We start from the raw sequence: 25034 nt of genomic DNA on the forward strand, positions 1-25034 counted from the left end.
ACGGGGTTTAGCGGGCTTTACCCCGCGGGGTTTAGCGGGCTTTACTCCGGGGGGTTTAGCGGGCTTTATCGCGGGGAGTGAAGCGGGGGTTGGCGCGTGGGGGTGGGTTTATTGGGGGCGGGGGTTGAGGTAGTGGTCGGTTAGGGCTTCGGAGCCTCGGGCGAGGAGGGCTACGTCGGCGCCGACCAGGACGAAGGTTGCGCCGGCGTCCAGGTAGAGCTGGGCCTGGGCGGGGTCGAAGGCGTTGACGCCCACGGGTTTCCCCGCGGCCAGTACCGCCTTGAAGGTGCGCAACACCGCCGCCGTGACGTCGGGGTGTGTCTGCTGGCCGAGCAAGCCCATCGAGGCCGCCAGATCGGACGGTCCGACGAAGACGCCGTCGACGCCGTCCACCGAGGCGATCGCGGCAGCCGCGTCGACACCCGCGACCGACTCGATCTGCACGAACAAGGACACGAACTCGTCGGCGCGAGTGAGGTAGCCCTCGATCCGGTTCCATTGGGCCGCGCGGGCCAAAGCGCTGCCCACCCCGCGGATGCCGTGCGGCGGGTACCGGACCGACCGAACAGCAGCGGCCGCCTGCTCGGCCGAATCCACCATGGGGATCAGCAGGTTCTGAGCCCCGGCGTCCAGGAGCTGCTTCAGGACCACACTGTCGTCGGACGGAGCTCGCACCATCGGGGTGACCGGGTAACCGGAGACCGCCTGCAGCAGCGAGACCACCGACTCGAGGCCGATCGGTGAGTGCTCGCCGTCGATCAGCAGCCAGTCCAGGCCCGAGCCCGCGCAGATCTCCGCGACCAGCGGGCTGCCCGACGAGACCCACATTCCGACCAAGGCCCGCGAGGACGACGACAGGTCGTCGCGGAAGGTCGTCACACGAACCGGCATGTGATCGCTCCCAGGTCTCGATAGTCCGCCTGCACGGTGTCGCCGGGGTGCACCCACATCGGCCGGGTGAACGATCCGGCGAGGACGATCTCGCCTGCGGACAGGCCGTCGTTGTGCTGGGCGAGTTTGTTGGCCAGCCAAGCGACGCCGGTCGCCGGGTGGTTCAACACCGCCGCGGCGACGCCGGTCTCCTCGATGGTCTCGTTGCGGTACAGCAGCGCGGACACCCAGCGGAGGTCGACCGCGTCGACGGCGATGGGGTTGCCGCCGTAGACCATGCCGCCCATGGCCGCGTTGTCGCTGATCGTGTCGACGATGGTGCGGCCGGCCAGCTCGATGCGCGAGGACAAGATCTCCAGCGCGGGCACCACGTACTCGGTCGCGCGGAGCACGTCGAAGACCGTGACGTCCGGGCCTTTCAGCGGGGAACGCAGCACAAACGCAAGTTCGACTTCGACGCGGACGTTCGAAAACCTTGAATGCTCGATGACCGAGCCGTTCTCGAAGACCATGTCGGCGAAGATCGCGCCGTAGTCGGGCTCGGAGATGCCCGTGGCGACCTGCATGACCTTCGAGGTGAGGCCGATCTTGCGGCCGACCGGGCGTCTACCTGCCTCGATGCCGCGGCGGCGCCATTCGTTCTGGACCGCGTAGGAGTCCTCGACGGTCATGTCCGGGTAGCGGCTGGTCAGGAGCGGAACGACCGAACGGGTCTTCTCGGCCTCGGCCAACTCGTCTGCGATCGCGGTGATCGTGGTCGTGGGGAGCATCAGAGCTGGTTCCCGAGCTTGTACTCCGGCATTTCCTCGCCCTTGCGGGTGTAGGAGAAGCCGTCGGCGCCGATGGTGACTTCCATTTCGCTCGAGTCGGTGCGCGCGACGACCGGCCGGGGCTTGCCGTCGAGGTCGAGCACGAGCGACGCCTCGGTGTACCAGGACGGGACGACGGGGGTGCCCCACCAGTCGCGGCGCTGGTTGTCGTGGACGTCCCAGGTGACGACCGGGTTGTCGGGGTCGCCGGTGTAGTAGTCCTGGGTGTAGATCTCGACGCGGTGGCCGTCGGGGTCGCGCAGGTACAGGTAGAACGCGTTCGACACGCCGTGGCGGCCGGGGCCGCGCTCGATCTGGTCGGACAGGCGGAGCGCGCCGAGTTTGTCGCAAATGGACAGGATGTTGTGCTTTTCGTGGGTGGCGAAGGCGACGTGGTGCATGCGTGGGCCGTTGCCGCCGGTCATCGCGGTGTCGTGGACGGTCGGCTTGCGGCGCATCCAGGCCGCGTAGGTCGTGCCTTCCTCGTCCTGGATGTCTTCGGTGACGCGGAAACCGAGGTCTTCCATGTGCCGCACCGCGCGCGGGACGTCCGGGGTGACCTGGTTGAAGTGGTCGAGCCGGACCAGCGCACCGGGCACGTGCAGGTCATAGCGCCAGCCAAGCCGTTCGACGTGCTCGACGTCGTGGAAGAACTCCTGCGGGAAGCCCAGAGGGTCCTCGACGCGTACAGAGTCGCCGATGCCCTTGGTAAAGCCTTCGGGCCGGCGCTCGACGCGGCAGCCCAGTTCCGTGTAGAACGCGACGGCCTTGTCAAGGTCCTCAGGCGAGCGCACCCGGTACGAGAACGCGGCCACCGCGGCGACGGGACCCTGGCGCAGCACGAGATTGTGGTGGATGAACTCGTCCATGCTGCGCAGATACACAGCCTGGTCGTCCTCTTCGGTCACCGCGAGGCCGAGCACGTCGGCGTAGAACGCACGCGAGCGGGCCAGGTCGGTCACCACGAGCTCCATGTACGCGCAGCGCAGGATGTCCGGTGGCGGGCACGACGGGGTCGGGATCGGGTCAAGACTCATGACAGACGTCCTAATCAGTTCTGGGAGTGGGCTATCCGGCACACTCCTGGTGGTAGCCGGTCGGCGGGTGAGCACTCGGATGTCCTGGACGCTTGAGTCCTGATGAAAGACAGTGCCGCTGCCGGTGGGCCGGGAGAGTTGATCGCTGATGGGATGTCGTGCCCCGCGTGTTCGTGGTGGGAAGCACTGTTTGATTAGGTCGCTGAGGTTCTCCCGCTGGCTGCTGTAGGTGATCGAGATCGGGAGGACTTTTGCGGCTTTTCGTGGGAGATGACTGGGCTGAGGACCACCACGATGTGGAGGTGATGGACGCCGCCGGCCGTCGGCTGGGCAGAGCCAGGCTGCCGGAGGGTGTGGCGGGGATGGCCCGGCTGCATACGATGATCGGCGAGCTGATCGGTGAGCTGATCGGTGACGACGCCGACGAAGCCGAGGTGCTGGTCGGGATCGAGACCGACCGGGGTCCGTGGGTGCGGGCGCTGGTCGCCGCCGGCTACACGGTGCTGGCGGTGAATCCGTTGCAGGCGGCCAGGTTCCGCGACCGGCTGGGTGTCTCGGGTGCCAAGAGCGATGCCGGTGACGCGCATGTGCTGGCCGACATGGCCCGCACCCACGCCCACGAGCTGCGGGCGGTCGCCGGTGACAGCGCCCAGATCGAGGCGGTGAAGGTGGTTGCCCGCACCCACAAGACGTTGATCTGGGAACGCACCCGCCACACGCAGCGGCTGCGGCACGCGCTGCGGGACTATTTCCCCGCCGCGCTGGCCGCTTTCGATGACCTCGACGCCGCCGACACCCTGGAACTGCTGGGCAAGGCCCCGACTCCGGCCCAGGCAGCCCGGCTGACGATCGCTCAGATCAGCGCCGCGTTGAAACGGGCGCGTCGCAAGAACATCGCGGAGAAAGCCGTGGTGATCCAGGCCGCGCTGCGCGCCGAGCACCTGGGCCAGCCCGAAGTGGTGGCGGCCGCTTACGCCGCCTCGGTTCAGGCGCTGATCGCGGTCCTGAACGTCCTCGACACCCAGGTCAAAGCCCTGCAAAGGCAGGTCGATGCCTATTTTGGGCAGCACCCGGCCGCTGAGATCATCCTGTCCCAGCCTGGTCTGGGGTCGGTTCTCGGCGCCCGGGTGCTCGCGGAGTTCGGCGACGACCCCGACCGCTACGCCACCGCCAAAGCCCGCAAGAACTACGCCGGGACCTCCCCGATCACCCGAGCGTCGGGCAAGAAGAAAGTCGCGCTGGCCCGGTTCATCCACAACGATCGGCTCATTGACGCGTTGCTGACCCAGGCGTTCAGCGCGCTGCGCTTCTCGCCCGGGGCACGCACCTACTACGACACGCAACGCGCCCGCGGCAGCGGCCACAACGCCGCCCTGCGCCAGCTCGCCAACCGACTCGTCGGCATCCTCCACGGATGCCTCAAAACCGGCACCCTCTACAACGAGACAACCGCCTGGTCGCACCACATCACCTCCACCGCGGCTTGACATCTACGGACCTGGGATGTCTTTCAGCGCGCGCCGAAGATCGGGTTGTGGGCCTCGCCCAGGTTGATGTGCACCGCCTGCTGGTCGGTGTAGAAGTCGATCGAGCGGTAACCGCCCTCGTGCCCCAGCCCAGACGCCTTCACGCCGCCGAACGGAGTGCGCAGGTCGCGGACGTTGTTGGAGTTGAGCCACACCATGCCCGCCTCGACCGACTGTGCGAACGTGTGCGCCCGCTTCAGGTCGTTCGTCCAGACGTAGGCCGCGAGCCCGTACTTGGTGTTGTTCGCGAGTTCGAGCGCCTCTTCCTCGCTGTCGAACGGGGTGATCGCGACGACCGGCCCGAAGATCTCCTCCTGGAAGATCCTGGCGTCCGGCTTGACGTCGGCGAACACGGTCGGCGCGACGTAGTTTCCGGTCGGGAAACCTTCGGGACGGCCACCGCCCGCGACGAGCCTGCCCTCGGTCTTGCCGAGCTCGACATAGCTCATGACCTTCGCGTAGTGCTCGGGGTGCACCAGCGCGCCGACCTCGGTCTTCGGGTCACGCGGGTCGCCGACGACCACGCGCTTGGCCTGCGCCGCGTAGCGCTCGACGAACTCGTCGTAGACCGCGCGCTCGACCAGGATGCGGCTGCCCGCGGTGCAGCGTTCGCCGTTGAGCGAGAAGACGCCGAAGATCGTCGCGTTGATCGCGGCTTCGAGGTCGGCGTCGGCGAAGACGATGGCGGGCGACTTGCCGCCCAGTTCCATCGACAGTCCTTTGAGGAACGGCGCGGCGTTCGCGAAGATCAGGCTGCCGGTGCCGCTCTCGCCGGTGAACGAGATCAGCGGCACGTCCGGGTGCTTCACCAGCGCGTCGCCGGCGTCCTCGCCGAAACCGTTGACCAGGTTGAAAACCCCTTGTGGCAGACCGGCTTCGGAGAAGATCTCGGCCCACAGCGACGCGGAGAGCGGCGTGAACTCGGCGGGCTTGAGCACCACGGTGTTGCCGGTCGCGAGCGCGGGCGCGAGCTTCCACGACTCCAGCATGAACGGCGTGTTCCACGGCGTGATCAGGCCGGCGACGCCGATCGGCTTGCGGTTGACGTAGTTGACCTGGCGGCCGGGCACCTTGTAGACGTCATCGGCCTGCGCGACGATCAGATCGGCGAAGAACCGGAAGTTCTCGGCGGCGCGGCGTGCCTGGCCGAGCGCCTGCGAGATCGGCAAGCCCGAGTCGAAGCTCTCCAGTTCGGCCAGGCGGGCGTCGCGTGCCTCGACGAGGTCGGCGACGCGGTGCAGCACGCGGGAACGTTCACGCGGCAGCAGCTTCGGCCAGGGTCCCTCGGTGAACGCGCGCCGCGCGGCGGCAACCGCCCGGTCGACGTCGGCCTTCTTGCCCGCCGCCGCCGACACGTAGTCCTCATTGGTCACCGGGTCCAGCACACCGAACGTCGCGCCGTCGGCCGAGTCGACGAACTCGCCGTCGATGTAGTGCCGGATCCGGTCCGGCAGGCCCTCGGGGACCTGCCTGCCACTGCTCTGACTCAAAGTCACTCCTCGGTTCGCTTGTCCAAAAAGGCCTGCAAGGTGGCCCAGCGGTGATTGCGTGCGGCGAGCTCGATCTCCAGCGGATCGGCCTTCGCCTCGATCAGGCTCAGGATCTGTTCGTGCTCCTCGACCGACTGCTTCGCGCGGCCGGGTACGAAGCTGAACGTCGAGTCACGCAGTCCGGACAGCCGCGTCCAGCCCTGGTGGACGAGTTCGAGGATCTGCGGATTGGGGCAGCATTCGAACAGCTGCGAGTGGAACTGCTGGTTCAGCGTGGTGAAGGTGTGCGCGTCGAAGCTGTCGAGCAGCGTCACCATCCGCTCGTTGATCGCGCGCGCCCGGTCGATCTCCACTGAGGTCAGCGCCGGCGCCGACAACGAGGTCGCGACGCCCTCGATCACGCCGAGCGTCTGCATCGCGTGCAGGTACTCGTTCTCGTCGACCATCGCGACGCGCGCGCCGACGTTGCGCTCGAAGGTCACCAGCCGCTCGGCCTCGAGGCGCCGGATCGCCTCGCGCACCGGGACCACGCTCATCTTGAGCTCAGCGGCGATCTCGGCGAGCACGAGCCGGTAACCGGGGCCGTACTCGTGCCGCTGGATCCGCCGCCGGAGCCAGTCGTAGGCCAACTCGGACTTGCTGACCCGTGCACCGACGATGCTGTTCACTGCGTCTTCCGCCATGCCGTATACCTTTCCCGCCAGGCCGCGTCCGGCGGAAAGAGGCCCTCGATCGGCTGGCCCTGCGCGACCTGATCGGCGATCCAGGCGTCCTCTTCCTCCTGGGCGAACGCGGCCTCGGCGACCTCTCGTGCCAGGTCCGGCGGGAGCACGAGCACCCCGTCGGAGTCACCGACGATGATGTCGCCGGGCAGCACGGCCGTGCCACCGCAGGCGATGGCGACGTCGGTGTCCCACGGCACGTGCTTGCGGCCGAGCACCGCCGGATGCGGCCCGGCGGAGAACACCGGCAGCCCGGTTTCGGCGACGGTGTCGAAGTCGCGGACGGCGCCGTCGGTGACGATCCCGGCCACTCCCCTGGACCGCGCACGCAGCGCCAGGACGTCGCCGAGTGTGCCGGCATCGCGCTCTCCGCGAGCCTCGATGACGATCACCTCGCCGCTTTCGACGCTGTCGAACAGGCGTTTCTGCGCGTTGTACCCGCCGCCGTGCGACTTGAAGAGGTCTTCCCGGTTGGGCAGGTACCGCAGTGTCCGCGCGCGGCCGACGATCTTGGCGCCCGGCTGGTTGGCGCGGACCCCGTCGATGAAGACGTTGTTCAGCCCGCGCTTGCGCAGCTGCGCGGACAGGCCCGCGACCGGGGTGCGCCGCAGCAGCTCACGCAGTTCGTCGGTGAGCGGGTTCTGCTCCGGGAGCCCGGCGGCGGCGCGCGATCCCCAGGCTTCGGTGCGCTGGGCGTCGTCGACGACGGGCTTCGAGCCGACGTTCGAGAAGGGCGTTTCGCCCTGGGTGACCGTGGTGACCAGTCGGCCGGTGCTCGGCCCGTCGGGGATGTCGACCTCGACCTCGACGACGTCACCGGGCACGACCACGGTCGATCCGGCGGGCGTGCCGGTGAGGATGACGTCCCCGGTTTCGAGCGTGAAGTGCTGCGAGAGGTCGGAAACCAGCTGGGCCAGCGGGAAGATCAGCCCGGCCGTGGTGTCGTCCTGCCGCAGCTCGCCGTTGACCCAGGTGCGCACCCGCAGCCCGGCCGGGTCCGCCTCCTTGGCGTCGATCAGCCCGGGGCCGAGCGGGGTGAAGCCGTCACCGCCCTTGGCGCGGACGTTGGACCCCTTGTCCGCGCCGCGCAGGTCGTAGAGCCCGAAGTCGTTGGCCGCGGTGACGGCGGCGACGTGGTCCCAGGCCTTGTCCTGCGGGACCCAGCGCGCCGGCGCGCCGACGACCAGCGCGATCTCGCCCTCGAACGCCAGCAGTTCGGTGCCCGCCGGGCGCTCGATCGAGCCGCCGGTCGGCGCGATCGAGCTGGACGGCTTGAAGAAGTACGACGGCGCCTGCGGGCGTCGGCCGCGCTGCCCGGCTCGCGAGGCGTAGCTGAGGTGGACGGCGATGATCTTGCCTGGCCGCTCCAGTGCTTCGAAGGTCTCCATCGCTCCCTGTTCCGCTCGCTCGGGCTTGCATCGTATTTCATAACGTATATGATTCTGCGGCACAGTGGCAAGCCACTCCTGGGGGATCGATCCGTCCGGCCATTTCGGCCGAAGACAGCCCTGCCGAAGACAAAGGAGTCCACATGTCGAATCCAGTGCAGGCCAAGCCGGTAGCGGCTCCCCCAGACCGGCGCCGGGTGGCGTTCGCGACCGTCGTCGGCACCACCGTCGAGTGGTACGACTTCTTCGTCTACGCCTCCGCCGCCGGTCTGGTGTTCAACAAGATGTTCTTCGCCGGCCTCGGCGCGAACAGCACGCTCATCTCCTTCGCGACGGTCGGCGTGAGCTTCCTCTTCCGGCCGCTCGGCGCGTTCCTGGCCGGGCATTTCGGCGACCGGTACGGCAGGCGCGGGGTGCTGGTGTTCACGCTGATCCTGATGGGCGTGGCGACCGCGCTCATCGGCGTGCTGCCGACGTTCACCCAGATCGGCGTCGCGGCGCCGATTCTGCTGATATTGCTGCGAATCCTGCAGGGAATCTCGGCGGGCGGCGAGTGGGGCGGCGCGGTGCTGATGGCCGTCGAGCACGCGCCGGAGAACCGTCGCGGGCTGTTCGGCGCCTCGCCGCAGATCGGTGTGCCGCTGGGACTTCTGCTCGCTTCGGGTGTGCTGGCGCTGGTGAACCTGCTCGCGCCGGGGCAGGCTTTCCTTGACTGGGGCTGGCGAATCCCGTTCCTGCTCAGCGTCGGCTTGATCCTCATTGGACACTGGGTCCGCCGACGCGTCGAAGAAAGCCCGGTGTTCAAGGAGATCGCCGAACGCCGTGAGCAGACGAAGACGCCGATCGTGCAGCTGTTCCGCAAGCACACCCCGCTCGTGCTGATCGCGGCGCTCGTGTTCGCGGGCAACAGCGCGGTGGGCTACATGACGACCGGCGGCTACATCCAGAACTACGCGACGAAGCCCGGCGGGCTCGCGCTCGAACGCGGCCCGGTGCTGTGGGCCGTCACGGCTTCCGCGGCGACCTGGCTGCTCTCGACCTGGGCCGCGGGCGCGGTGTCCGATCGGATCGGCCGCCGGAACACCTACCTGATCGGCTGGGCGGCGCAGCTGGTGGGCGTGCTCGCGTTGTTCCCGCTCGTCGACACCGGCAGTGTCGGGCTGCTCGCGCTCGCGCTGATCATCCTCAGCGCCGGGACCGGTTTCACGTACGGGCCGCAAGCGGCGTTCTACACCGAGCTCTTCCCCGCCTCGATCCGGTTCTCCGGGGTGTCGATCTCGTACGCGCTCGGCGCGATCATCGGCGGCGCGTTCGCGCCCACCATCGCGACCGCGCTGGTCAGCGCGACGGGCACGTCGACATCCGTGGCGATCTACCTGGCGGGCATGACGGTCGTCGGCCTGATCGCGACGCTGCTGCTGCGTGACCGCTCCGGTATCCCGCTCGGCCCCGACCACGAAGCGGAGCAGGCCGTCAGCCCGCTCCGCTTCTGATCCGCCGCCGTCCGTGACGCGCTCAGCCTCCGAGCGCGTCACGGACGGCTTTCGCCGCGCGCGTGAGCCGCGCCGCGATGTCCGACGGCGCGTGCGGGCTCGCCAGGTAGACGGCGGCGAACGCCGCGGGACCGTTGCCGCGCAACGGAAGCGGCACCGCGACCGCGCTCAGGTTCTCGATCACCTCACCATGGCTGTCCGCGTAGCCGCGGACGGTCACCTCCCCGACCGCCGCGCGCGCGGCGGCGGGCCAGTCCTCCGGCGGCAGCTGCGCGAGCACCGCGCGTCCCGGCGCGCCCGCCGTGATCGGATGCCGTGACCCCGGCCGCTGCGCGACGGACGCGATGGCGTGCCGGGGTTCCACGCTGACCAGGGTCACGCACTCGTCGTGGTCGAGCACGGCGACGAAACACGTCATGCCGAGCTCGTTCGCGGCCGCCGTCAGCTCGGGGAGCGCGGCCGCCTGCAGATCGTGCGCGACGCCCGCCGCGAGCGCCGCCAGGCGCGCGCCCAGTTCGAACCTTCCCGCCGCGTCACGGACCAGCAGGCCGTGATCCTCCAGCGTGCGGATGAGCCGGTAGGCGATCGAGCGATGCACGCCCAGCCGTTCGGCTATCTGGTCGACGGTCAGCGATTCCTGGGCGTCCGCAAGCACTTCGAGCACGCGGATGCCGCGGCTGAGCGTCTGGGATGCGGTCATCTTGTCTCCTCGTGGTTGCGCGGCCATGAACCCATCGTATACGATCTGATTCGATAGTTGAATTAAGTGTTCTATTATAGAACTCCACCTCCCCCTTCGAGGAGGAATCAACGATGATCGCCCGTGAAACCAGCTTTTCCCCGGGCTCCAAGCTGTACCGGCCCGCCGCGCACTTCTTCCGCGGCAGCCTCGGCCGGTTCGCCACCGGCGTCGCCGTGGTGACCTTCGACGCGACCACCGCGGACGGGTCGGTGAAACGCCACGGGCTCACGGTGAACTCCTTCACCGCCGTGTCCATGGACCCGCCGCTGGTGCTGGTGTCCATCCAGCGCACCGTGAAGAGTCACGACTTTCTCACCGACTGCGCCTTTTCGGTGAACATCCTCGGCGCGGAACAGCAGGCGCTGGCGATGAACTTCGCGGGCAGGCCGACCCCGGAAGGCGCGCCGGTCTGGGAAGAAGGCGAGCACGCGCCCCGGCTCGCCGGCGTGCTGAGCTGGTTCGAATGCACGCCGTGGGCCGCCTACGACGGCGGCGACCACACGCTGTTCCTCGGCCGGGTCGCCGAATACGACTACCGCTCCGGTGACGCGCTCGGCTTCGTCAACGGGCAGTTCTCCACCATCCACGAATCCACCCAGGGCCACGAATCCCTGTTCTGACGCACGAGGAGCCACCACCATGGGAGCACGCACCGGACAGCAGTACCTCGACCGGCTCAACGCGATGACGCCCGAGCTCTACGTCGACGGCGACAAGGTGACCGCGAAGGTCGCCGAGCACCCGGCGTTCCGCAACAACGCGCTGACCTACGCGAAGCTGTTCGACCTGCAGCACGACCCGGCGCACCGCGACGTCCTCACCTACGAGTCCCCCACCACCGGCGACCGCGTCGGCACGTCGTTCCTGGTGCCGCGCACCGAGGACGACCTCAAACGCCGCCGCGCCGCGTTTTCGGTGTGGGCGCGGGAATCCAACGGCTTCCTCGGCCGCTCCGGCGACTACATGAACTCCTCCCTCACCGCGCTGGCGACGGCGAAGACCTTCTTCGCCAAGGCCGACCCCGTCTTCGGCGAGCGCATCGAGGCCTACTACGAACTCGCCCGCGAGAACGACTGGCTCGCCACGCACACCCTGATCCCGCCGCAGGTCAACCGCGCGGTCTCGGGCAGCCAGCAGGGCGGCGGCAACCTCGCCGCGAAGATCGTCGAGGAACGCCCCGACGGCATCGTCGTCCGCGGCGCCCGCATGCTCGCCACCATCGCCCCGATCGCCGACGAGCTGCTGGTCTTCCCCTCGACGGTGCTGCGCGGAACCCCCGAGGACGCGCCGTACTCCTACGCTTTCGCGATCCCCAACGACGCACCCGGCCTCAAGTACTACTGCCGGTCCCGCCTCGACCACGGCAACTCCCACTTCGACGAGCCGCTGGCGTCGCGCTACGAGGAGATGGACGCGGTCGTCGTGTTCGACGACGTCTTCGTCCCCAATGACCGCGTCTTCCTGCTGGGGCACCCCGAACTCTGCAACGCCTGGTACGCCGAGACCGGCGCCGGCGCGCTCATGACCCACCAGGTCGTCACCCGCACGCTCGCCAAGACCGAGTTCTACCTCGGCCTCGCCAGCGAGATCGCCGCGGCCATCGGCATCGGCGGCTTCCAGCACATCCAGCAGGACCTGGCCGAGCTGATCTCCTACGTGGAGCTGGAAAAGGCGGTGCTGCGCGCGGCCGAGGCCGACGGCTCGCCGAGCCCGGACGGCGTCTTCCTGCCCAAGTGGGAGACGCTCAACGCGGCCCGCAACTGGTACCCGACCAAGGTTTCCCAGCGCCTGCCCGAGATCATCCGCAAGTTCTCGGCTTCGGGCTTGATGGCTCTGCCGAGCGAAGCCGACTTCGACACCGAGGGTCGCGCGGACATCGACACTTACCTGCAGTCGGCGACCCTGCCCGCCCGTGACCGGGCGCGGCTGTTCAAGCTGGCGCTCGACGCGTCGGTGTCAAGCTTCGCGGGGCGGGAGGCGTTGTACGAGTACTTCTTCTTCGGCGACCCCGTCCGCATGGCCGGCGCGCAGGTCAACGCCTACGACCGCGAACCCCTGCAAGCCCGGGTCCGCGACTTCCTCGCCCGCGACGCCCACTAAGGGCTCGTGAGCGTTGCGGGCGGTTCTAACCGCCCGCAACGCTCACGACCGTGGCCACAGCTCGGGAACCGCCAGCGCCCGGCCGGCCAGGTCGGCGGGCAGCTCGGGATGGGCGGGGTTGACACGCACGAGGCGCGCGCCTGGCGTGCTCCGGGTGATGGCCTCGGCGGGCCAGCGGATCACCGACGGCGTGCTCAGCCCGGCGCCGATCTCCAGCACCAGCAAGCGCGCGTCGGGCGGCAGGTCTCGGCGCCAGCGCGCGAGCCGCCGGCCGTGCTCCTCGTAGGGGTCGCCGATGTACTCAGGTCCCTTGTGGACGTTGAGGAACACCGGCCCGCCGCAGCGCGGGCAAGCCGGGATCTCCGTCACCGTCCCGCGCTCCCGACTATAAGTCGCCAAAGCTATGTCGATGATCGGCTTGCTCGGCCACGTTTCCCGCGTGCACGGCGTCTCGCACTGGTACCGGGCGTAGTCGCCCTGCGGCGTCCACACTCGCGAGGCGTCGAAGCCGTTGCGCTCGAACAGGCCGTCCACATTGGACGTCATGACGAAGTGATCCCGCGCCCCGATCAGCTCGCGAAGCCGTTCGTACACCGGGTGCGGCCCGGCACCGAACCGGATGTCGGTCACGTGCACGGACCAGTAGCCCCACAGCAGCTCCGGCGGCAGCCGCAGCCCGATCAGCTCGTACCTGGCGCGCAGGCCGAGCCGGTGCAGCACCGGGAACAGCTCGGCGAACCGCCGCGTGTCGGCGTAGTCGTATCCGGCGGCCACCGACAAGCCCGCACCGGCCGCGACGAGCACGTGCGTCGACTCGTCGAGCCACGCCTCAGGGTTCACAGAAGCGCCCGGTACGCGGCATCGTCAAGGGCGCCGAAGGTCGTGAAGACGACCCGGTCGAACCGTCCTGGATGGACACTGAGCCAGCCCGCGACCGTCTCCAGCGCGATCTCGGCAGCCCGGTCCTTCGGAAACCCGAAGACGCCCGTACTGACACCGCAGAACGCCACGGTCCGGATGTCGTCGACCTCGGCCGCGACGTCCAAACAGGACCGATAAGACGACTCGAGCGCTTCCTCGTGCCACAGCTCGACCGGGCTCTCGACGATCGGCCCGACCGTGTGCAGCACATACCGCGCGGGCAGGTGGTAGCCGCGCGTGATCTTGGCTTCGCCGGTGGCCTCCGGCGCGCCCTGCATGGTCATGATCCGCTGGCAGTCCGCGCGCAGCCGCGGCCCGGCGACCTCGTGGATCGCGTTGTCGACGCAGCTGTGCATCGGCCGGAAACAGCCCAGCAGCGCGCTGTTGGCGGCGTTCACGATGGCGTCGGCCGCCAGCGTCGTGATGTCGCCACGCCACAACGCGGTCCGCGTGGCCCCCGCGTAGCCGGTGCCGGGGAACGCCTGCGCGATCGTCGGCAACGTCCGCGCGTCGACGGTCGGCCGCCGCAGGCGTTCCCCGCCCAGCAACGCGTCGAGCGCCGCGTTCAAACTCGGATCCAGCCTGCCTGGTTCGCGGACGGTCAGCACAGCACGCAAGGCTTCGCGGGCGTCCGGCCAGTCGCCGGGATCGGGGCTGAGCAGTTGGACCGCGGTCTCGGCCAGTTCCGGCAGCCGGTCCGCCCCGGCGGCCGGGGCCGCCGGGACGAACGGCTCGTCCAGCTCGATCGCTGCGCGGTAGGCGCTCAGCGAGAGGGTGGTGATCACCGAAAAACTCCAGTACTCAGAACGGGTACCTGCCGTGGTGACCGGCGACGGTCACCCAGCGGGTCGCGGTGAAGGCGTCGACACCCCAGCGGCCGCCGAAGCGCCCGTAGCCGGTGGACTTGACGCCGCCGAACGGGGCCTGCGGCTCGTCGTCGACCGTCTGGTCGCCGACGTGCACGATGCCGGTGCGCAGCCGCTTGGCCAGCGCGAGCCCGCGCCGGGTGTCCGAAGTCAGCACGCCGGCGGTCAGGCCGTACTCGGTGTCGTTGGCGATGGAGACGGCTTCGTCGTCGTCCTCGACCGTGATCACCGTGACGGCGGGCCCGAAGATCTCCTCACGGAAGATCCGCATGCGCGGGGTGACCCCGTCCAGCACGGTCGCCGGATACCGAGTGCCCTCCCGCTCTCCCCCGCCCGCCCGGACCCTGGCGCCGTCCGCGACCGCCTCGGCGACCAGTTCGGACACGCGACGCGCCGCGCTTTCGGTGATCAGCGGGCCGACCACGGTCGACTGGTCGGCCGGGTCGCCGTGCGGCAGCCCGGCCACCTTGGCGGCGAGCCGGACGGTGAACTCCTCGGCCACCGACCGGTGCACCAGCACCCGGTCCGCCGACATGCAGATCTGGCCCGCGTTGTGGAACGCGCCGAAGGTGACGGCGTCGACGGCGTGGTCAAGGTCGGCGTCGTCGAGCACCAGCACCGCGTTCTTCCCGCCCAATTCGAGCACGGCGGGCTTGATGTTCTCGGCGGCGGTGGTGCCGATGACCCGGCCGACCCGGGTCGAGCCGGTGAAGTTGACCATCCGGACCTGCGGGTCGGCGATCAGCGTCTTGGCGACCTCGGCGGCGTCGGTGCGCGCGTTGGTCACCACGTTGAGCACGCCGGGCGGCAGCCCGGCCTCGCGCAGCACGTCGGCGATGAGCAGCCCGGACGCGATCGGCGCGTCCTCGCTGGGCTTGAGCACCGCGGTGTTGCCGACCGCCAGCGGCACCGCGATCGACCGGGTGCCCAGGATGACCGGCGCGTTCCACGGCGAGAACGCCGCGATCACCCCGAGCGGCTCACGCACGGCCATCGAGAGCCGGTCGGCGGGCTCGGTCGCGAGCACCTCGCCGAGCGGCTGGGTGACCACGGCGGCCGCCTCGCGCAGCATGTTCGCCGCGAGCGCGGTGTTGAACCGCGCCCACGAGCTCACCCCGCCGACCTCGTGCGCCATCAGCTCGACCACTTCCGCGGCCCTCGCTTCGAGGATGTCGGCCGCCCGCAGGAAGATCCCGCGCCGGACGGACGGCGCGGTGTCCGCCCACGGCTCGAAGGCACGCTGTGCCGCGTCGACCGCGCGCACGACGTCGGCGGGGCCACCGGCCGCCACGGTGGCGTAGACGCCGCCGGTGTACGGGTTCAGGTCCTCGGTGGTCCGCCGCTCCCACGCGGGGACGTCCTTGCCGTCGATGAAGAGTTCGCGCTCGATGACCACGTTCGCCTCTTTCGTTTCTTTCTCGATCAGAACAGGCCGTTGCCGTGCGGCAGTTCGGCGGGAATCGGCGCGATCACGTCCCAGTGCTCGACGATCTTGCCGCCGTCGACCCGGAACAGGTCCCAATACGCGACCGGCTCGCCGAATTCACCCTCGGACTGCAGCAGCACGAGATCGCCTTCCGCGACGACCCGGTGCACGGTCCGGTAGACCAGGTTCTTACCCTGCCCGGCCCACTTCGCCGCAGCCGCGCCGAATCCGTCCAGCCCGTCGGCGGCCTCGGGATTGTGCTGCAGGTAGGTCTCTGTCGAAATGTAGTCGGTCAGCACCGAATAGTCCGCTTCTTTGAGGATTCGCTCAGCGAATTCGGTGACGACCTTACGGCTTTGCTCGGTCAGTTCGGCCGCGCCAGGCTCGGCGGCGCCGTCGGTCTGCGAACGGCCGCTCGCCGTCTCGGTCACCACCGGCGTCAGCGCGTCCCAGTGCTCGGCCAGCTTGCCGTTCTCCACGCGGAAGAGGTCGAAAGCGACCAGCGGCTCGGGGCCGAAACCGTGGTAAGTGCCGTGCAGCGCGACGAGATCGCCGTCCGCGATGACCCTGGCGAGTTCGTAGCGGAAGCCCTCTGGCAGGTTCGCGACGAGGCCGCGCAACGCTTCGGGGCCGTCACCGGCGAGCGAGCTGTGCTGCCGGTAGTTGGCGGCGACCCAGCGATCGACCGCGGAGGGGTCCTTGTCGCCGAAGAGCTCGCCTGCCGCCTGGAGCACCAAATCCTTGTTGTTCATGCCGATCAATCTGCTCCCCCGCGCTCGGACAAACGAGGTAAGATCAGGAACTGTCATGGTCAAAAGTGGACAAGCCTCCGTCGTGCAGCTCGGGTTCGCCAACCCCGAGCGGCCCCAGCTCGACATCGAGGTGCTCGACTTCGCCACGCTGCGACACCGGCTATCAGCGAAATTGCTGAATGCGGTGCACCGGACCGACTTCCACCAGCTGTTCCTGTTCACCAGCGGGGCAGGCAAGACGATGGTCGATTTCGTCGACCATCCCTGCACGTCGAACACGCTGCTGTACGTCAGCCCCGGCCGGGTGCTCCGCCTGCCCCGGCCCACCACACCGCGCGGCACGGTGCACGCGGTCATGATCCTGTTCACCGCCGCCTTCCCGCCGCCGCTGGAGCGGTTCGCGCCGCTGCCCGACCCGTTCGGCCCCGTCTCGTGGACCGTCCCGGCGGACGAGGACAGCAGGCTCCGCCAGGCCGTGCTGGAACTCAAGGCCGAGTACCGGCGCGCCGCCGAAGAACCGGAAACCCAGGCCGTCACGGTGGAACTGCTCCGCCAGCTACTGGGCGCGCTGCTGTTGCGGGTGCGGCGGCTGCCGGTCACCGACCGCGAGGCACGCCCGACCGACTCGCACGACGAGACGTTCCAGCGCTTCCAGCGCGAACTCGAGCAATCTTTCGCGACGACCAGGCAGGCCGGCGACTACGCCGCCCGCGTCGGCTATTCGGCGCGCAGCCTCAACCGGCTGTGCCTGGCCGCGACCGGGCAGACCGCGAAGGCGTTGATCGACGCGCGGGTCGCGCTGGAGGCCAAGCGCCTGCTCGTGCACACCGAGCTGCCGGTCACCGCGATCGGGCACCGGCTCGGCTTCACCGAGCCGACCAACTTCGGCAAGTTCTTCGCCCGTGAGGCAGGCACGTCTCCCGGCGCCTTCCGCGACCGCGAACGCGGCTGATCGACTATTTCCCGCCTTTCTCAGAAGGCGCCGACATTCGTCCTTGACATGCCGGACAACTGCGAGCAACACTCGGTCAAGCGCCGCTAATCGGCACATCAAGTCCGAATGTCGGACTCCGGGCTTCGTCGGCACGCCCCACTGGCAGAAAGGATCGGGTAGAAACGTGTCCTCATCTTCAGTCGCGCTCGACACCGAATTGGCCACCATCGAGGTGCTCCGCACCGTGCTCGCGCACCAGCGGCGGCACCGTGACGGCGCCTGCACCGGCCGGATCTGCTTGCGCTGCATGCGTTTCCACCTCGACTCCGTGCGCGCCACGATGAAGCGCGGCGCCCCGATCGAATTCGTGCTGCCCGCCTTTCCGGCGAAATCACCGAATCCCGCGAAGGTGCTGAGCCCGCTCCCCGACACCGCCGAAGAACTCGCGCTCCGTTTCCTGAATTCGCTATGCGAACGAATCGCGGATATCTACCCGCCCGGCGCGCGCATTTCGATCTGTTCGGACGGCCGCGTGTTCAGTGATCTCATCGGAGTGCCCGACGAGCACGTCACCGCTTATCAGCGTGGCATTGAACGAATGATCCAGCGCATCGGCGCGACGCATCTGAGCCTGTTCACCCTCGACGACGTCTACACCGGCGCCCACCACGACGAGATGCGCAAGGTGCTCGACGCCGGTTACGGCTACGACCACGCCGACCTGCGCTCGGAGGTCAAAGCGGGTGGTCACGCGCTCGCGCTCTACCGCGGCATCACCCGGTTCATGCTGGAAGACCAGCTCACCCCCGGCTACACCGGCACCAAGGCCGCGCTGCAGCGCAAATGCCGCGAGCTGGCGTACGGCGTGATCTCGCGCAGCAAAGCCTGGGGCGACCTGCTCGGCGAGCTGTTCCCGCACGCGGTCCGGCTGTCGATCCACCCGCAGGCCTGCGCCACCGGCAAGATCGGCATCCTGCTCGCGGAAACCCCGGACAGCTGGCTCACGCCGTGGCACAGCGTCGCCGTGGAATCGGGCGGCACGTTCACGCTCATGAAGCGCGCCGAGGCCGAGCAGGCGGGCGCCCAGCTCGTCTACGTGGCGGGCAAGCCCAGCTACTACAGCCTCGCACCGGCGGCGGAGCTCGCACCGTGGCAGCGGCTGTGCGCCTGACCGGCCTCTCCCCGCTCGGCGTGCGCGTCGACGCCGAACCCGGCCAGGACGTCCGCGAGCTGCCGGTCAGGAAGCTGCGGCATCTCGCCAGGACCAAGCTTGTGGTGCTGCTGCGCGGTTTCACCGGTCCCGCGGACCCCGAGGAGCTCGCAGGCTGGGCCGAGAGCTGGGGCTCGCAGGGACCGGTGCTCGACAGCGACGAGGAGCCCGCGGGCGGCCGGGTGCCGATCCACTGGGACGGCCTCGGTCACCCCGAGATCCCGGAGTTCCAGATCTTCGCCTGCGTCCGCTCCGGCTCCGGCGGGCACACGACGTTCACCGACACGGCGCGCCTCGCGGCCGACGCCGATCCCGAGACTTTGCGGCGCTGGCAAGCGGTTTCGGTCACCTACCGGGTGCGCGGCACGGGCGCGCGCACCCCGGTGGTGGCCGCGCATCCGGTGCACGGCACGCCGGTGCTGCGGTTCCACGAGCCTGCCGACGAGGACGCCCCGCTCGCCGGCTGGCCGGATCATCAGTTCGACGGCCTGCCCGCCGACGAGGTGCCCGGGTTCCTCGGCGAGCTGCGCGCGGCGCTGCGCGACCCGAAGTACCAGTACGTCCACGCCTGGCGCGAAGGCGACTTCCTGATCGCCGACAACCACACCCTGTTGCACGGCCGCGAGTCCGGCGCCGCCGGGCGGCACCTGCGCCGCGTGCACATCCTGTCCCCTCACTAGGAGAACCGCCATGTCCATCGAAGTCACCCGGCTCGACCCGTTCGGCGTCATGGTGCGGCCAAGCCAGGCGGGCGCGCCACTGGCCGACGTCGACGTGCCGCCGCTGCGCGAACTCGTCCGCGAGCATCATTTGCTGCTGCTGCGTGGTTTCGGCACGTTCGGGTCCGCCGACGAGTTGTCCGCGTACGCCGAGCGCTGGGGCGAGATCACCGAATGGCCGTTCGGCACGGTGCTGGAACTGGTGGAACGCGAGCAGCCGGAAGACCACATCTTCGACCACAGTTACATGCCGATGCACTGGGACGGCATGTACCGCGAGCACGTGCCGGAGTTCCAGGTCTTCCACTGCGTCCAGGCGCCCGGTGGCGGCGACGGCGGCGAGACCACGTTCTCGAACACCACCGCGGTGCTGGCCTCGGCCGACGCGCAGACCCGCGAGCAGTGGTCGAAGGTGACCGGGAACTACTACCGGAAGATGGAGTACTACGAAAGCGTTTGCATCTCTCCTTTGGTGACAACGCATCCGGACACGGGCGCCCCGGTGCTCCGCTACCAGGAGCCGACCGATCCCACCGACGTCGACTTCATCAACCACCCCGATCTGGAGTTCACCGGTCTGCCGGGCGACGAGCTCGCCACTGTCCACAAGAGCCTGCGTGAAGCGCTCTACGCGCCGGAGCACTTCTACGCGCATGCCTGGCAGACCGGTGATCTCGTCGTCACCGACAACTACACGCTCCTGCACGGCCGCAACGCCTTCACCGCGCACGCGCCCCGGCACCTGCGCCGCGTGCACGTGCTCGGCGAGCCGCCGCTGGTCAACCCGGCGCTGCAGCGATGACCAGCCCGATGACGCTGATGACCGGCGCGGACTATCTGGAGAGCCTGCGCGACGGACGGTCCGTCTACGTCGACGGCGAGCGGGTCAAGGACGTGACCGAGCATCCGGCGTTCGCGAACTCGGCCCGCTCGACCGCGCGGCTCTACGACGCGATGCACGATCCGTCCACTTCGGACGTCCTCACCGGACTCGACGCCGACGGTGTCCGCACGCACAAGTTCTTCAAGCCCAGCCGGTCGTCGGCCGACCTTCTCGAAGCCCGCGAGGCGATCGCGACCTGGGCCCGGCTGGGGTACGGGTTCCTCGGCAGGACACCGGAGTACAAGGCCGCGTTCATGTCAGGGCTCGGCGTGAACGCCGGGTTCTACGGTGACTTCGCGCCGAACGCGCGGCGCTGGTACCGCGAGTTCTCCGCCCGCGCGCTGTATCTCAACCACGTCATCATCAACCCGCCGATCGACCGCAAACGCGCCGTGCACGACATGGAAGACGTGTTCGTGCACGCGGTCCGCGAGACCGACGCCGGGATCGTCGTCAGCGGCGCGAAGATGCTCGCCACCGGCTCGGCCATCACGAACGCGAGCTTCGTGGCCCCGGTCGCCTCCGCCGAGCTGGCGCCGGGCAAGGCCGAGGCGTTCGCGCTGGTCTTCTTCGCGCGCATGGACAATCCGGGTGTCAAGCTCGTCTGCCGCACCCCGTACGCCCAGCGCGCGACCAGCCCGTTCGACTATCCGCTGTCGAGCCGGTTCGACGAGAACGACGCCGTGCTGCTGCTCGACGAAGCCCTGATCCCGTGGGAGGACGTGCTCGTCCATCGCGACATCGAGCGGTCGACCGGGTTCTACGCCAAGTCGGGGTTCGCGAACCTGTACAACTTCCAGTCCTCGATCCGGCTGGCGGTCAAACTGGAGCTGATGGCCGGGCTGCTTTCCCGTGGTGTCAAGGCGAACGGCACCGACACCTTCCGGGGCGTGCAGGCCGCCGTCGGTGAGCTGATCGGCATGCGTGACCTGGTCTGGGCGCTGTCGACGGCGATGGCGTGCGACCCCGAACCCGCGACCGGCGGGACGGTCGTGCCCAAGCTGGAGCACGCGTCGGCCATGCGGATGTACAACGCGCAGGTGTGGGACCGGGTGCACGAACTGTTCGAGACCACGCTCGGCGGGGCGCCGCTGGTGGTGCCGTCCAGCGTCCGCGACCTGGTCAACCCAGAACTTCGGCCGCTGATCGACCGGTTCTACCGCGGCGCGGAATCCTCGGCGCACGACCGGATCAAGCTGTTCAAGCTGGTCTGGGACGCGATCGGCACCGAGTTCGGCGCGCGGCACGAACTGTACGAGCGCAACTACTCCGGCAACGGCGAGCAGATCCGCCTCGACTCGCTGAAGTGGGCCACCCGCCGCGGCAGCCTGGCCCGCTACGAGGCGCTGGTCCAGGACTGTCTCGACGACTACGACGTCGACGGCTGGCGGCGCGGACCGTGGATCGACCCGAGCGAGGGAGTCTAGGCATGTGCGGCATCACCGGCTGGGTCGCGTTCGACCGCGACCTCACCCGCGAACCGGCGGTCGTCGAGGCGATGGCCGAAACCCTGCACCGCCGCGGCCCCGACGAGGGCGGCCAGTGGCTCGACCGGCACATCGCGCTCGGCCACCGCCGACTGTCCATTATCGACCTCGCGCACGGTCAGCAGCCCATGCGCACACCCGAAGAAGGCCCGAACGGCCGGCCAGCCGCGGTCATTTCCTACGGCGGCGAGATCTACAACTACCGTGAACTGCGCGCCGAGCTGACGAACCTCGGCCACCGGTTCCGCACCGACTCCGATACCGAGGTCGCGCTGCGCGCCTACCTCGAGTGGGGTGAGCGGTTCGTCGACCGGCTCAACGGCATGTACTCGATCGCCATCTGGGACACCGCCGCGCAGGAGCTGCTGCTCGTGCGCGATCGCCTCGGCGTCAAACCGCTGTACTACTACCCCACGCCCGGCGGTGTCCTCTTCGGATCGGAGCCGAAGGCGATCCTCGCCAATCCGCTGGCGCAAGCGCGGGCGTCGGCCGAGGAGCTGTGCGACGCGTTGTTGTTCATCCGCACCCCCGGCCGGGTCCCGTTCCAGGGCATGCGTGAGCTCAAACCGGGGCACGTGCTGCGCGTCGGACACGGGAAGCTGCGTGAAAGCCGTTACTGGGCCTTGGAATCCCGTCCGCACACCGACGACCTGCCCACGACGATCGCGACCGTCCGCGAGCTGCTCGACGACATCGTGCCCCGGCAGATGATCGCCGACGTGCCGCTGGTCTGCCTGCTCTCGGGCGGGCTGGATTCGAGCACGGTCACCGCGATCGCCAAGCGGCACAAGCCCGGCCTGTCGACCTTCTCGGTCGATTTCACCGGCCACACCGAGAACTTCCAGGCCGACCCGATCCGCCCGACCCCGGACGGCCCGTTCGCGCTGGAGGTCGCCGAGTTCGTCGGCAGCGACCATCACGCGATCATGCTCGACCGGTCGGGCCTGCTCGACCCGGCGGTCCGCGCGACCGTGCTGCGGGCCTGGGACCTGCCGTTCAACTTCGCCGACCTCGACGTCTCGCTGTACCTGCTGTTCAAGGCGGTCCGCGAGCACGCGACCGTGGCGTTGTCCGGCGAAGCGGCCGACGAGCTGTTCGGCGGCTACCTGTGGTTCACCGACCCCGGCGCCCGCGCGGCGACCACGTTCCCCTGGCTCGCGCTCGGCGCGCACCGCGGCCTCGACCCGCGTTCCCTGTTCCGCGCATCGTTCGTCGACTCGCTGAACATCGCCGAGTACGAAGCCGACCTGTACGCGTCCGCCTTGGCCGAAGTCCCGCGCCTCGACGGCGAGAACGCCGAAGACCGCCGCAGCAGGGAACTGGCGTATCTGACGTTGACCCGCTGGCTCCCGATCCTGCTGGACAAAAAGGACCGCATGGGCATGGCGTCCGGTTTGGAGGGTCGCGTGCCGTTCTGCGACCACCGGCTGGTCGAGTACGTGTTCAACGTCCCGCTGGCCATGAAACGCCACGACGGCAGGGAAAAGGCCTTACTGCGTTCGGCGGCGGCAGGGTTGCTGCCCGAATCGGTGCTGAACCGGCGCAAGGCGGCCTATCCGTCCATTCAGGACCCCGAGTACGACCGCGCGCTGCTCCGCGACCTCACCGCGGCCGTCCACGACCCGGCCGCGCCACTGCACCCCTTCCTCGACGAGGACGCGGTGCGCCGTCTGGTCGTGAAGCCGGCGCAGAGCACACTCTCGGAGTTCGAGCGCATCCTCGTCGAGTCCTCGGTACGGCTCAATTCCTGGCTGCGGAACTACGAAGTGGCCGTCGACCTCCCGTCACTGCTCATCCACTGAAAGGCACCCCATGGGCGACATCGTCGGCGCGGGCCTGCTCTCGCACTCCCCCGTGGTCATGTTCCCGCGCGAAATGCGCGTCGAAGCCAACGGCGGCAACGACTTCACTCTCGCGACCGGCCTAACCCGCCTCAACGAGGAGGTGATCGACCGGCTCGACTACGACACGGTCCTCGTCATCGACAGCCACTGGGCCACGACCACCGAAACCATCATCACCGCCCACGACACCCGCGAGGGCGTCTTCACCTCCGACGAGATGCCCAACGCGATCTGCTCCTTCGACTACGACCTCCCCGGCGACCGCGACCTGGCCGAAACCATCGCCTCACTCGCGGAGAAGCGCTCGCTCTGGCTGTCGGCCATCGACGACCCCCACCTCCCGATCCACTACGCGACCCTCAACATCTGGCACTACCTCGGCCGCCCCGACGTACCGTGGGTGTCGGTCTCGGTCTGCCAGTCCGCGACCCCCGCCGACTTCCTCGCCGTGGGCGAACTCATCGCCGACGCGGTCGGCCTGACCGAAAAGCGCGTGCTGATACTGGCTTCCGGCGGCCTTTCCCACGCCTTCTGGCCGTTGAACGAGCTCCGCGACCGCATGGCGGGCGACCCCGCGAACATCATCTCCCCCGAGGCCCGCGCGGCCGACCTCCAGCGCATCGCCTGGCTCGAATCAGGCGACCACGCCCGCGTCATCGACGCCATGCCCGACTACGACCGCTTCGCCCCCGAAGCGGGCTTCGGCCACTACCTCACCCTGGCGGGCGCGGTCGGCGGCAAGGCCTGCGTCGCCCCGGGCATCCGGTACAGCGAGTACGAAAACGGCATCGGCACGGGCCAGGTCCACCTCTGGTTCCCCCGCCCCGAGCACGGCTGGACCGCCTGGTCCTAGCCCCCCGCCGGGGTCGTGAGTGTTTTGACCGGTTAGAACCGGCCGTACCACTCACGACCCCTTTTCGCCGAGCCGGACGCAGACCATGCCCAGGTGGTCGGCGACCGTCTGCGCGGTGGCCAGGTAGCTGTCTTCGAGTCGGGTCTTGGCGTCGAAGCACAGCTCCAGCACGCCGACCACGCGTTCCCCGTGCCGCATCGGCAAGGCGAGCGACGTGACGAACCCTTCCGCCTTCACAGCCGGGTCGGTACGGGCGTCGGCTTCCAGAATCTGTTGTCCCGACTCGATGACCGCCGCATGCGAACCCACGTACTCGGCCGACAAACCCCGCACCCGCGTGCCGCCACCGACGGCCGACGCCAGCGCCCGATCAGCCGAAAGCCCTTCGGTCGCGAGCACGCACGCCTCGTCGAGCAGCTCGTCGACCGTCCCGATGGCGTGACTGCTCACCACGAACCCGCCGACCAGCTCGGTGTCGACGACCGGCCCGTCCGGCGACGGCTTGTCGATCTGCCGGAACTCGGTCACCAGGTGGCACGTCACGGCCTCCTTCACCCCGTCGAGCCCCTCGACCTCGCGCACGAAGAACTCCAACGCCTCCGCGTCGTCCCCGAACGCGGCCTCGACGACGACGTCGAAAGCCCCGTTCGCGAGATGCACATGGTCGACCTGGGGTCGCTCCACCAGCGCCGCGGCCACGTCGAACCGCCGTCCGGGCAGCGCGTGGACCCCGAAGAGCATCCGGCTCGGCCGCTCCCCGTGCGCGACCACGACCTCGAACCGGATCAGACCGGTCGCGACGAGCTGCGAGACCCGGGAGCGGATCGTCTTCTCGGAAACGCCCAGCTCACGCGCGAGCGCGACATTGGTCGTCCGCGCGTCGGCCTGCAGAAGCTCGACGATGCGACGGTCGAGGTCGTCCATGTTCTGTCCCTTACTCG

23 protein-coding genes are annotated in these 25034 nt (G+C 69.1%); 11 read left to right on the top strand and 12 right to left on the bottom strand.

Going from position 1 to position 25034, the window contains the following annotated elements:
- Window positions 1-108 precede the first annotated feature (108 nt).
- Genes AB5J62_RS23540 through hpaD form a run of 3 tightly spaced genes read right to left on the bottom strand, consistent with a single transcriptional unit; the run spans window position 109 to window position 2737 of the window.
- Window positions 109-891, bottom strand: a complete 783-nt coding sequence (locus tag AB5J62_RS23540) for an HpcH/HpaI aldolase/citrate lyase family protein (protein WP_370942084.1) — start codon at window positions 889-891, stop codon at window positions 109-111.
- A complete protein-coding gene (hpaH, locus tag AB5J62_RS23545; RefSeq protein WP_370942085.1) occupies window positions 876-1661 on the bottom strand; it encodes a 2-oxo-hept-4-ene-1,7-dioate hydratase in 786 nt (261 codons plus the stop codon). Before hpaH ends, AB5J62_RS23540 begins: the two co-directional genes overlap by 16 nt.
- Window positions 1661-2737 carry a 3,4-dihydroxyphenylacetate 2,3-dioxygenase gene (hpaD, locus tag AB5J62_RS23550; protein ID WP_370942086.1) on the bottom strand — a complete coding sequence of 359 codons (1077 nt, stop codon included), beginning with the start codon at window positions 2735-2737 and terminating at the stop codon, window positions 1661-1663. The genes hpaH and hpaD overlap by 1 nt, the downstream gene beginning before the upstream one ends.
- 251 nt (window positions 2738-2988) lie before the next feature.
- On the opposite strand from hpaD, the gene AB5J62_RS23555 reads away from it, so the two are divergent.
- Window positions 2989-4224 (top strand): IS110 family transposase, encoded by a 1236-nt coding sequence (locus AB5J62_RS23555; RefSeq protein WP_370942087.1) that lies wholly within the window; start codon window positions 2989-2991, stop codon window positions 4222-4224.
- 23 nt (window positions 4225-4247) lie between these two features.
- Here the strand turns inward: AB5J62_RS23555 and hpaE are convergent, their stop codons facing one another.
- The 3 genes from hpaE to AB5J62_RS23570 are packed head-to-tail and all read right to left on the bottom strand — an operon-like array spanning window position 4248 to window position 7863.
- Window positions 4248-5753, bottom strand: coding sequence for a 5-carboxymethyl-2-hydroxymuconate semialdehyde dehydrogenase (hpaE, locus tag AB5J62_RS23560; protein ID WP_370942088.1), 1506 nt, complete (start codon window positions 5751-5753; stop codon window positions 4248-4250).
- A gap of 2 nt (window positions 5754-5755) precedes the next feature.
- The gene (locus AB5J62_RS23565) at window positions 5756-6436 is read right to left on the bottom strand and encodes a GntR family transcriptional regulator (RefSeq protein WP_370942089.1); all 681 of its coding nucleotides are present in this window, start codon (window positions 6434-6436) and stop codon (window positions 5756-5758) included.
- Window positions 6418-7863, bottom strand: a complete 1446-nt coding sequence (locus tag AB5J62_RS23570; protein ID WP_370942090.1) for a fumarylacetoacetate hydrolase family protein — start codon at window positions 7861-7863, stop codon at window positions 6418-6420. Before AB5J62_RS23570 ends, AB5J62_RS23565 begins: the two co-directional genes overlap by 19 nt.
- Window positions 7864-8006: 143 nt before the next feature.
- Between AB5J62_RS23570 and AB5J62_RS23575 the strand changes: the two genes are divergently transcribed.
- Window positions 8007-9356, top strand: a complete 1350-nt coding sequence (locus tag AB5J62_RS23575) for an MFS transporter (protein ID WP_370942091.1) — start codon at window positions 8007-8009, stop codon at window positions 9354-9356.
- 22 nt (window positions 9357-9378) lie between these two features.
- On the opposite strand, the gene AB5J62_RS23580 is transcribed toward AB5J62_RS23575, so the two are convergent.
- Complete coding sequence (locus AB5J62_RS23580; RefSeq protein WP_370942092.1) at window positions 9379-10056, bottom strand: IclR family transcriptional regulator; 678 nt, start codon at window positions 10054-10056, stop codon at window positions 9379-9381.
- A 113-nt stretch (window positions 10057-10169) separates the two neighbouring features.
- Between AB5J62_RS23580 and AB5J62_RS23585 the strand changes: the two genes are divergently transcribed.
- Together AB5J62_RS23585 and hpaB are read left to right on the top strand one after the other, a co-directional pair.
- Window positions 10170-10718 (top strand): flavin reductase family protein, encoded by a 549-nt coding sequence (locus tag AB5J62_RS23585; protein ID WP_370942093.1) that lies wholly within the window; start codon window positions 10170-10172, stop codon window positions 10716-10718.
- A 19-nt stretch (window positions 10719-10737) separates the two neighbouring features.
- Window positions 10738-12198 (top strand): 4-hydroxyphenylacetate 3-monooxygenase, oxygenase component, encoded by a 1461-nt coding sequence (hpaB, locus tag AB5J62_RS23590; protein ID WP_370942094.1) that lies wholly within the window; start codon window positions 10738-10740, stop codon window positions 12196-12198.
- 42 nt (window positions 12199-12240) lie between these two features.
- On the opposite strand, the gene AB5J62_RS23595 is transcribed toward hpaB, so the two are convergent.
- Genes AB5J62_RS23595 through AB5J62_RS23610 form a run of 4 tightly spaced genes read right to left on the bottom strand, consistent with a single transcriptional unit; the run spans window position 12241 to window position 16163 of the window.
- Window positions 12241-13038, bottom strand: a complete 798-nt coding sequence (locus AB5J62_RS23595) for a hypothetical protein (protein WP_370942095.1) — start codon at window positions 13036-13038, stop codon at window positions 12241-12243.
- The gene (locus tag AB5J62_RS23600; RefSeq protein ID WP_370942096.1) at window positions 13035-13904 is read right to left on the bottom strand and encodes a protein-ADP-ribose hydrolase; all 870 of its coding nucleotides are present in this window, start codon (window positions 13902-13904) and stop codon (window positions 13035-13037) included. The genes AB5J62_RS23595 and AB5J62_RS23600 overlap by 4 nt, the downstream gene beginning before the upstream one ends.
- Before the next feature lie 16 nt (window positions 13905-13920).
- A complete protein-coding gene (locus tag AB5J62_RS23605; protein ID WP_370942097.1) occupies window positions 13921-15381 on the bottom strand; it encodes an aldehyde dehydrogenase in 1461 nt (486 codons plus the stop codon).
- A gap of 26 nt (window positions 15382-15407) precedes the next feature.
- Complete coding sequence (locus AB5J62_RS23610; RefSeq protein WP_370942098.1) at window positions 15408-16163, bottom strand: nuclear transport factor 2 family protein; 756 nt, start codon at window positions 16161-16163, stop codon at window positions 15408-15410.
- A 55-nt stretch (window positions 16164-16218) separates the two neighbouring features.
- On the opposite strand from AB5J62_RS23610, the gene AB5J62_RS23615 reads away from it, so the two are divergent.
- From AB5J62_RS23615 to AB5J62_RS23645, 7 genes are all read left to right on the top strand, one after another.
- A complete protein-coding gene (locus AB5J62_RS23615) occupies window positions 16219-17115 on the top strand; it encodes a helix-turn-helix transcriptional regulator (RefSeq protein WP_370942099.1) in 897 nt (298 codons plus the stop codon).
- A 166-nt stretch (window positions 17116-17281) separates the two neighbouring features.
- Window positions 17282-18268 carry an L-tyrosine/L-tryptophan isonitrile synthase family protein gene (locus AB5J62_RS23620; RefSeq protein WP_370942100.1) on the top strand — a complete coding sequence of 329 codons (987 nt, stop codon included), beginning with the start codon at window positions 17282-17284 and terminating at the stop codon, window positions 18266-18268.
- Window positions 18247-18987, top strand: a complete 741-nt coding sequence (locus AB5J62_RS23625) for a TauD/TfdA family dioxygenase (protein ID WP_370942101.1) — start codon at window positions 18247-18249, stop codon at window positions 18985-18987. Before AB5J62_RS23620 ends, AB5J62_RS23625 begins: the two co-directional genes overlap by 22 nt.
- Window positions 18988-18997: 10 nt before the next feature.
- On the top strand, window positions 18998-19828 hold the full coding sequence (locus AB5J62_RS23630) for a TauD/TfdA dioxygenase family protein (protein ID WP_370942102.1): 831 nt from the start codon (window positions 18998-19000) through the stop codon (window positions 19826-19828).
- A complete protein-coding gene (locus AB5J62_RS23635; protein ID WP_370942103.1) occupies window positions 19825-21336 on the top strand; it encodes a 4-hydroxyphenylacetate 3-hydroxylase family protein in 1512 nt (503 codons plus the stop codon). Before AB5J62_RS23630 ends, AB5J62_RS23635 begins: the two co-directional genes overlap by 4 nt.
- A gap of 2 nt (window positions 21337-21338) precedes the next feature.
- Entirely contained in the window at window positions 21339-23198 is a 1860-nt protein-coding gene (gene asnB, locus AB5J62_RS23640; RefSeq protein ID WP_370942104.1) for an asparagine synthase (glutamine-hydrolyzing), read from the top strand.
- Between the two features lie 10 nt (window positions 23199-23208).
- On the top strand, window positions 23209-24093 hold the full coding sequence (locus AB5J62_RS23645; RefSeq protein WP_370942105.1) for a catechol 1,2-dioxygenase: 885 nt from the start codon (window positions 23209-23211) through the stop codon (window positions 24091-24093).
- A gap of 51 nt (window positions 24094-24144) precedes the next feature.
- On the opposite strand, the gene AB5J62_RS23650 is transcribed toward AB5J62_RS23645, so the two are convergent.
- Window positions 24145-25017 (bottom strand): AsnC family transcriptional regulator, encoded by an 873-nt coding sequence (locus AB5J62_RS23650; protein WP_370942106.1) that lies wholly within the window; start codon window positions 25015-25017, stop codon window positions 24145-24147.
- Between the last annotated feature and the right edge of the window lie 17 nt (window positions 25018-25034).

The sequence above is a fragment of the Amycolatopsis sp. cg5 genome (assembly GCF_041346955.1).
Classification (GTDB): domain Bacteria; phylum Actinomycetota; class Actinomycetes; order Mycobacteriales; family Pseudonocardiaceae; genus Amycolatopsis.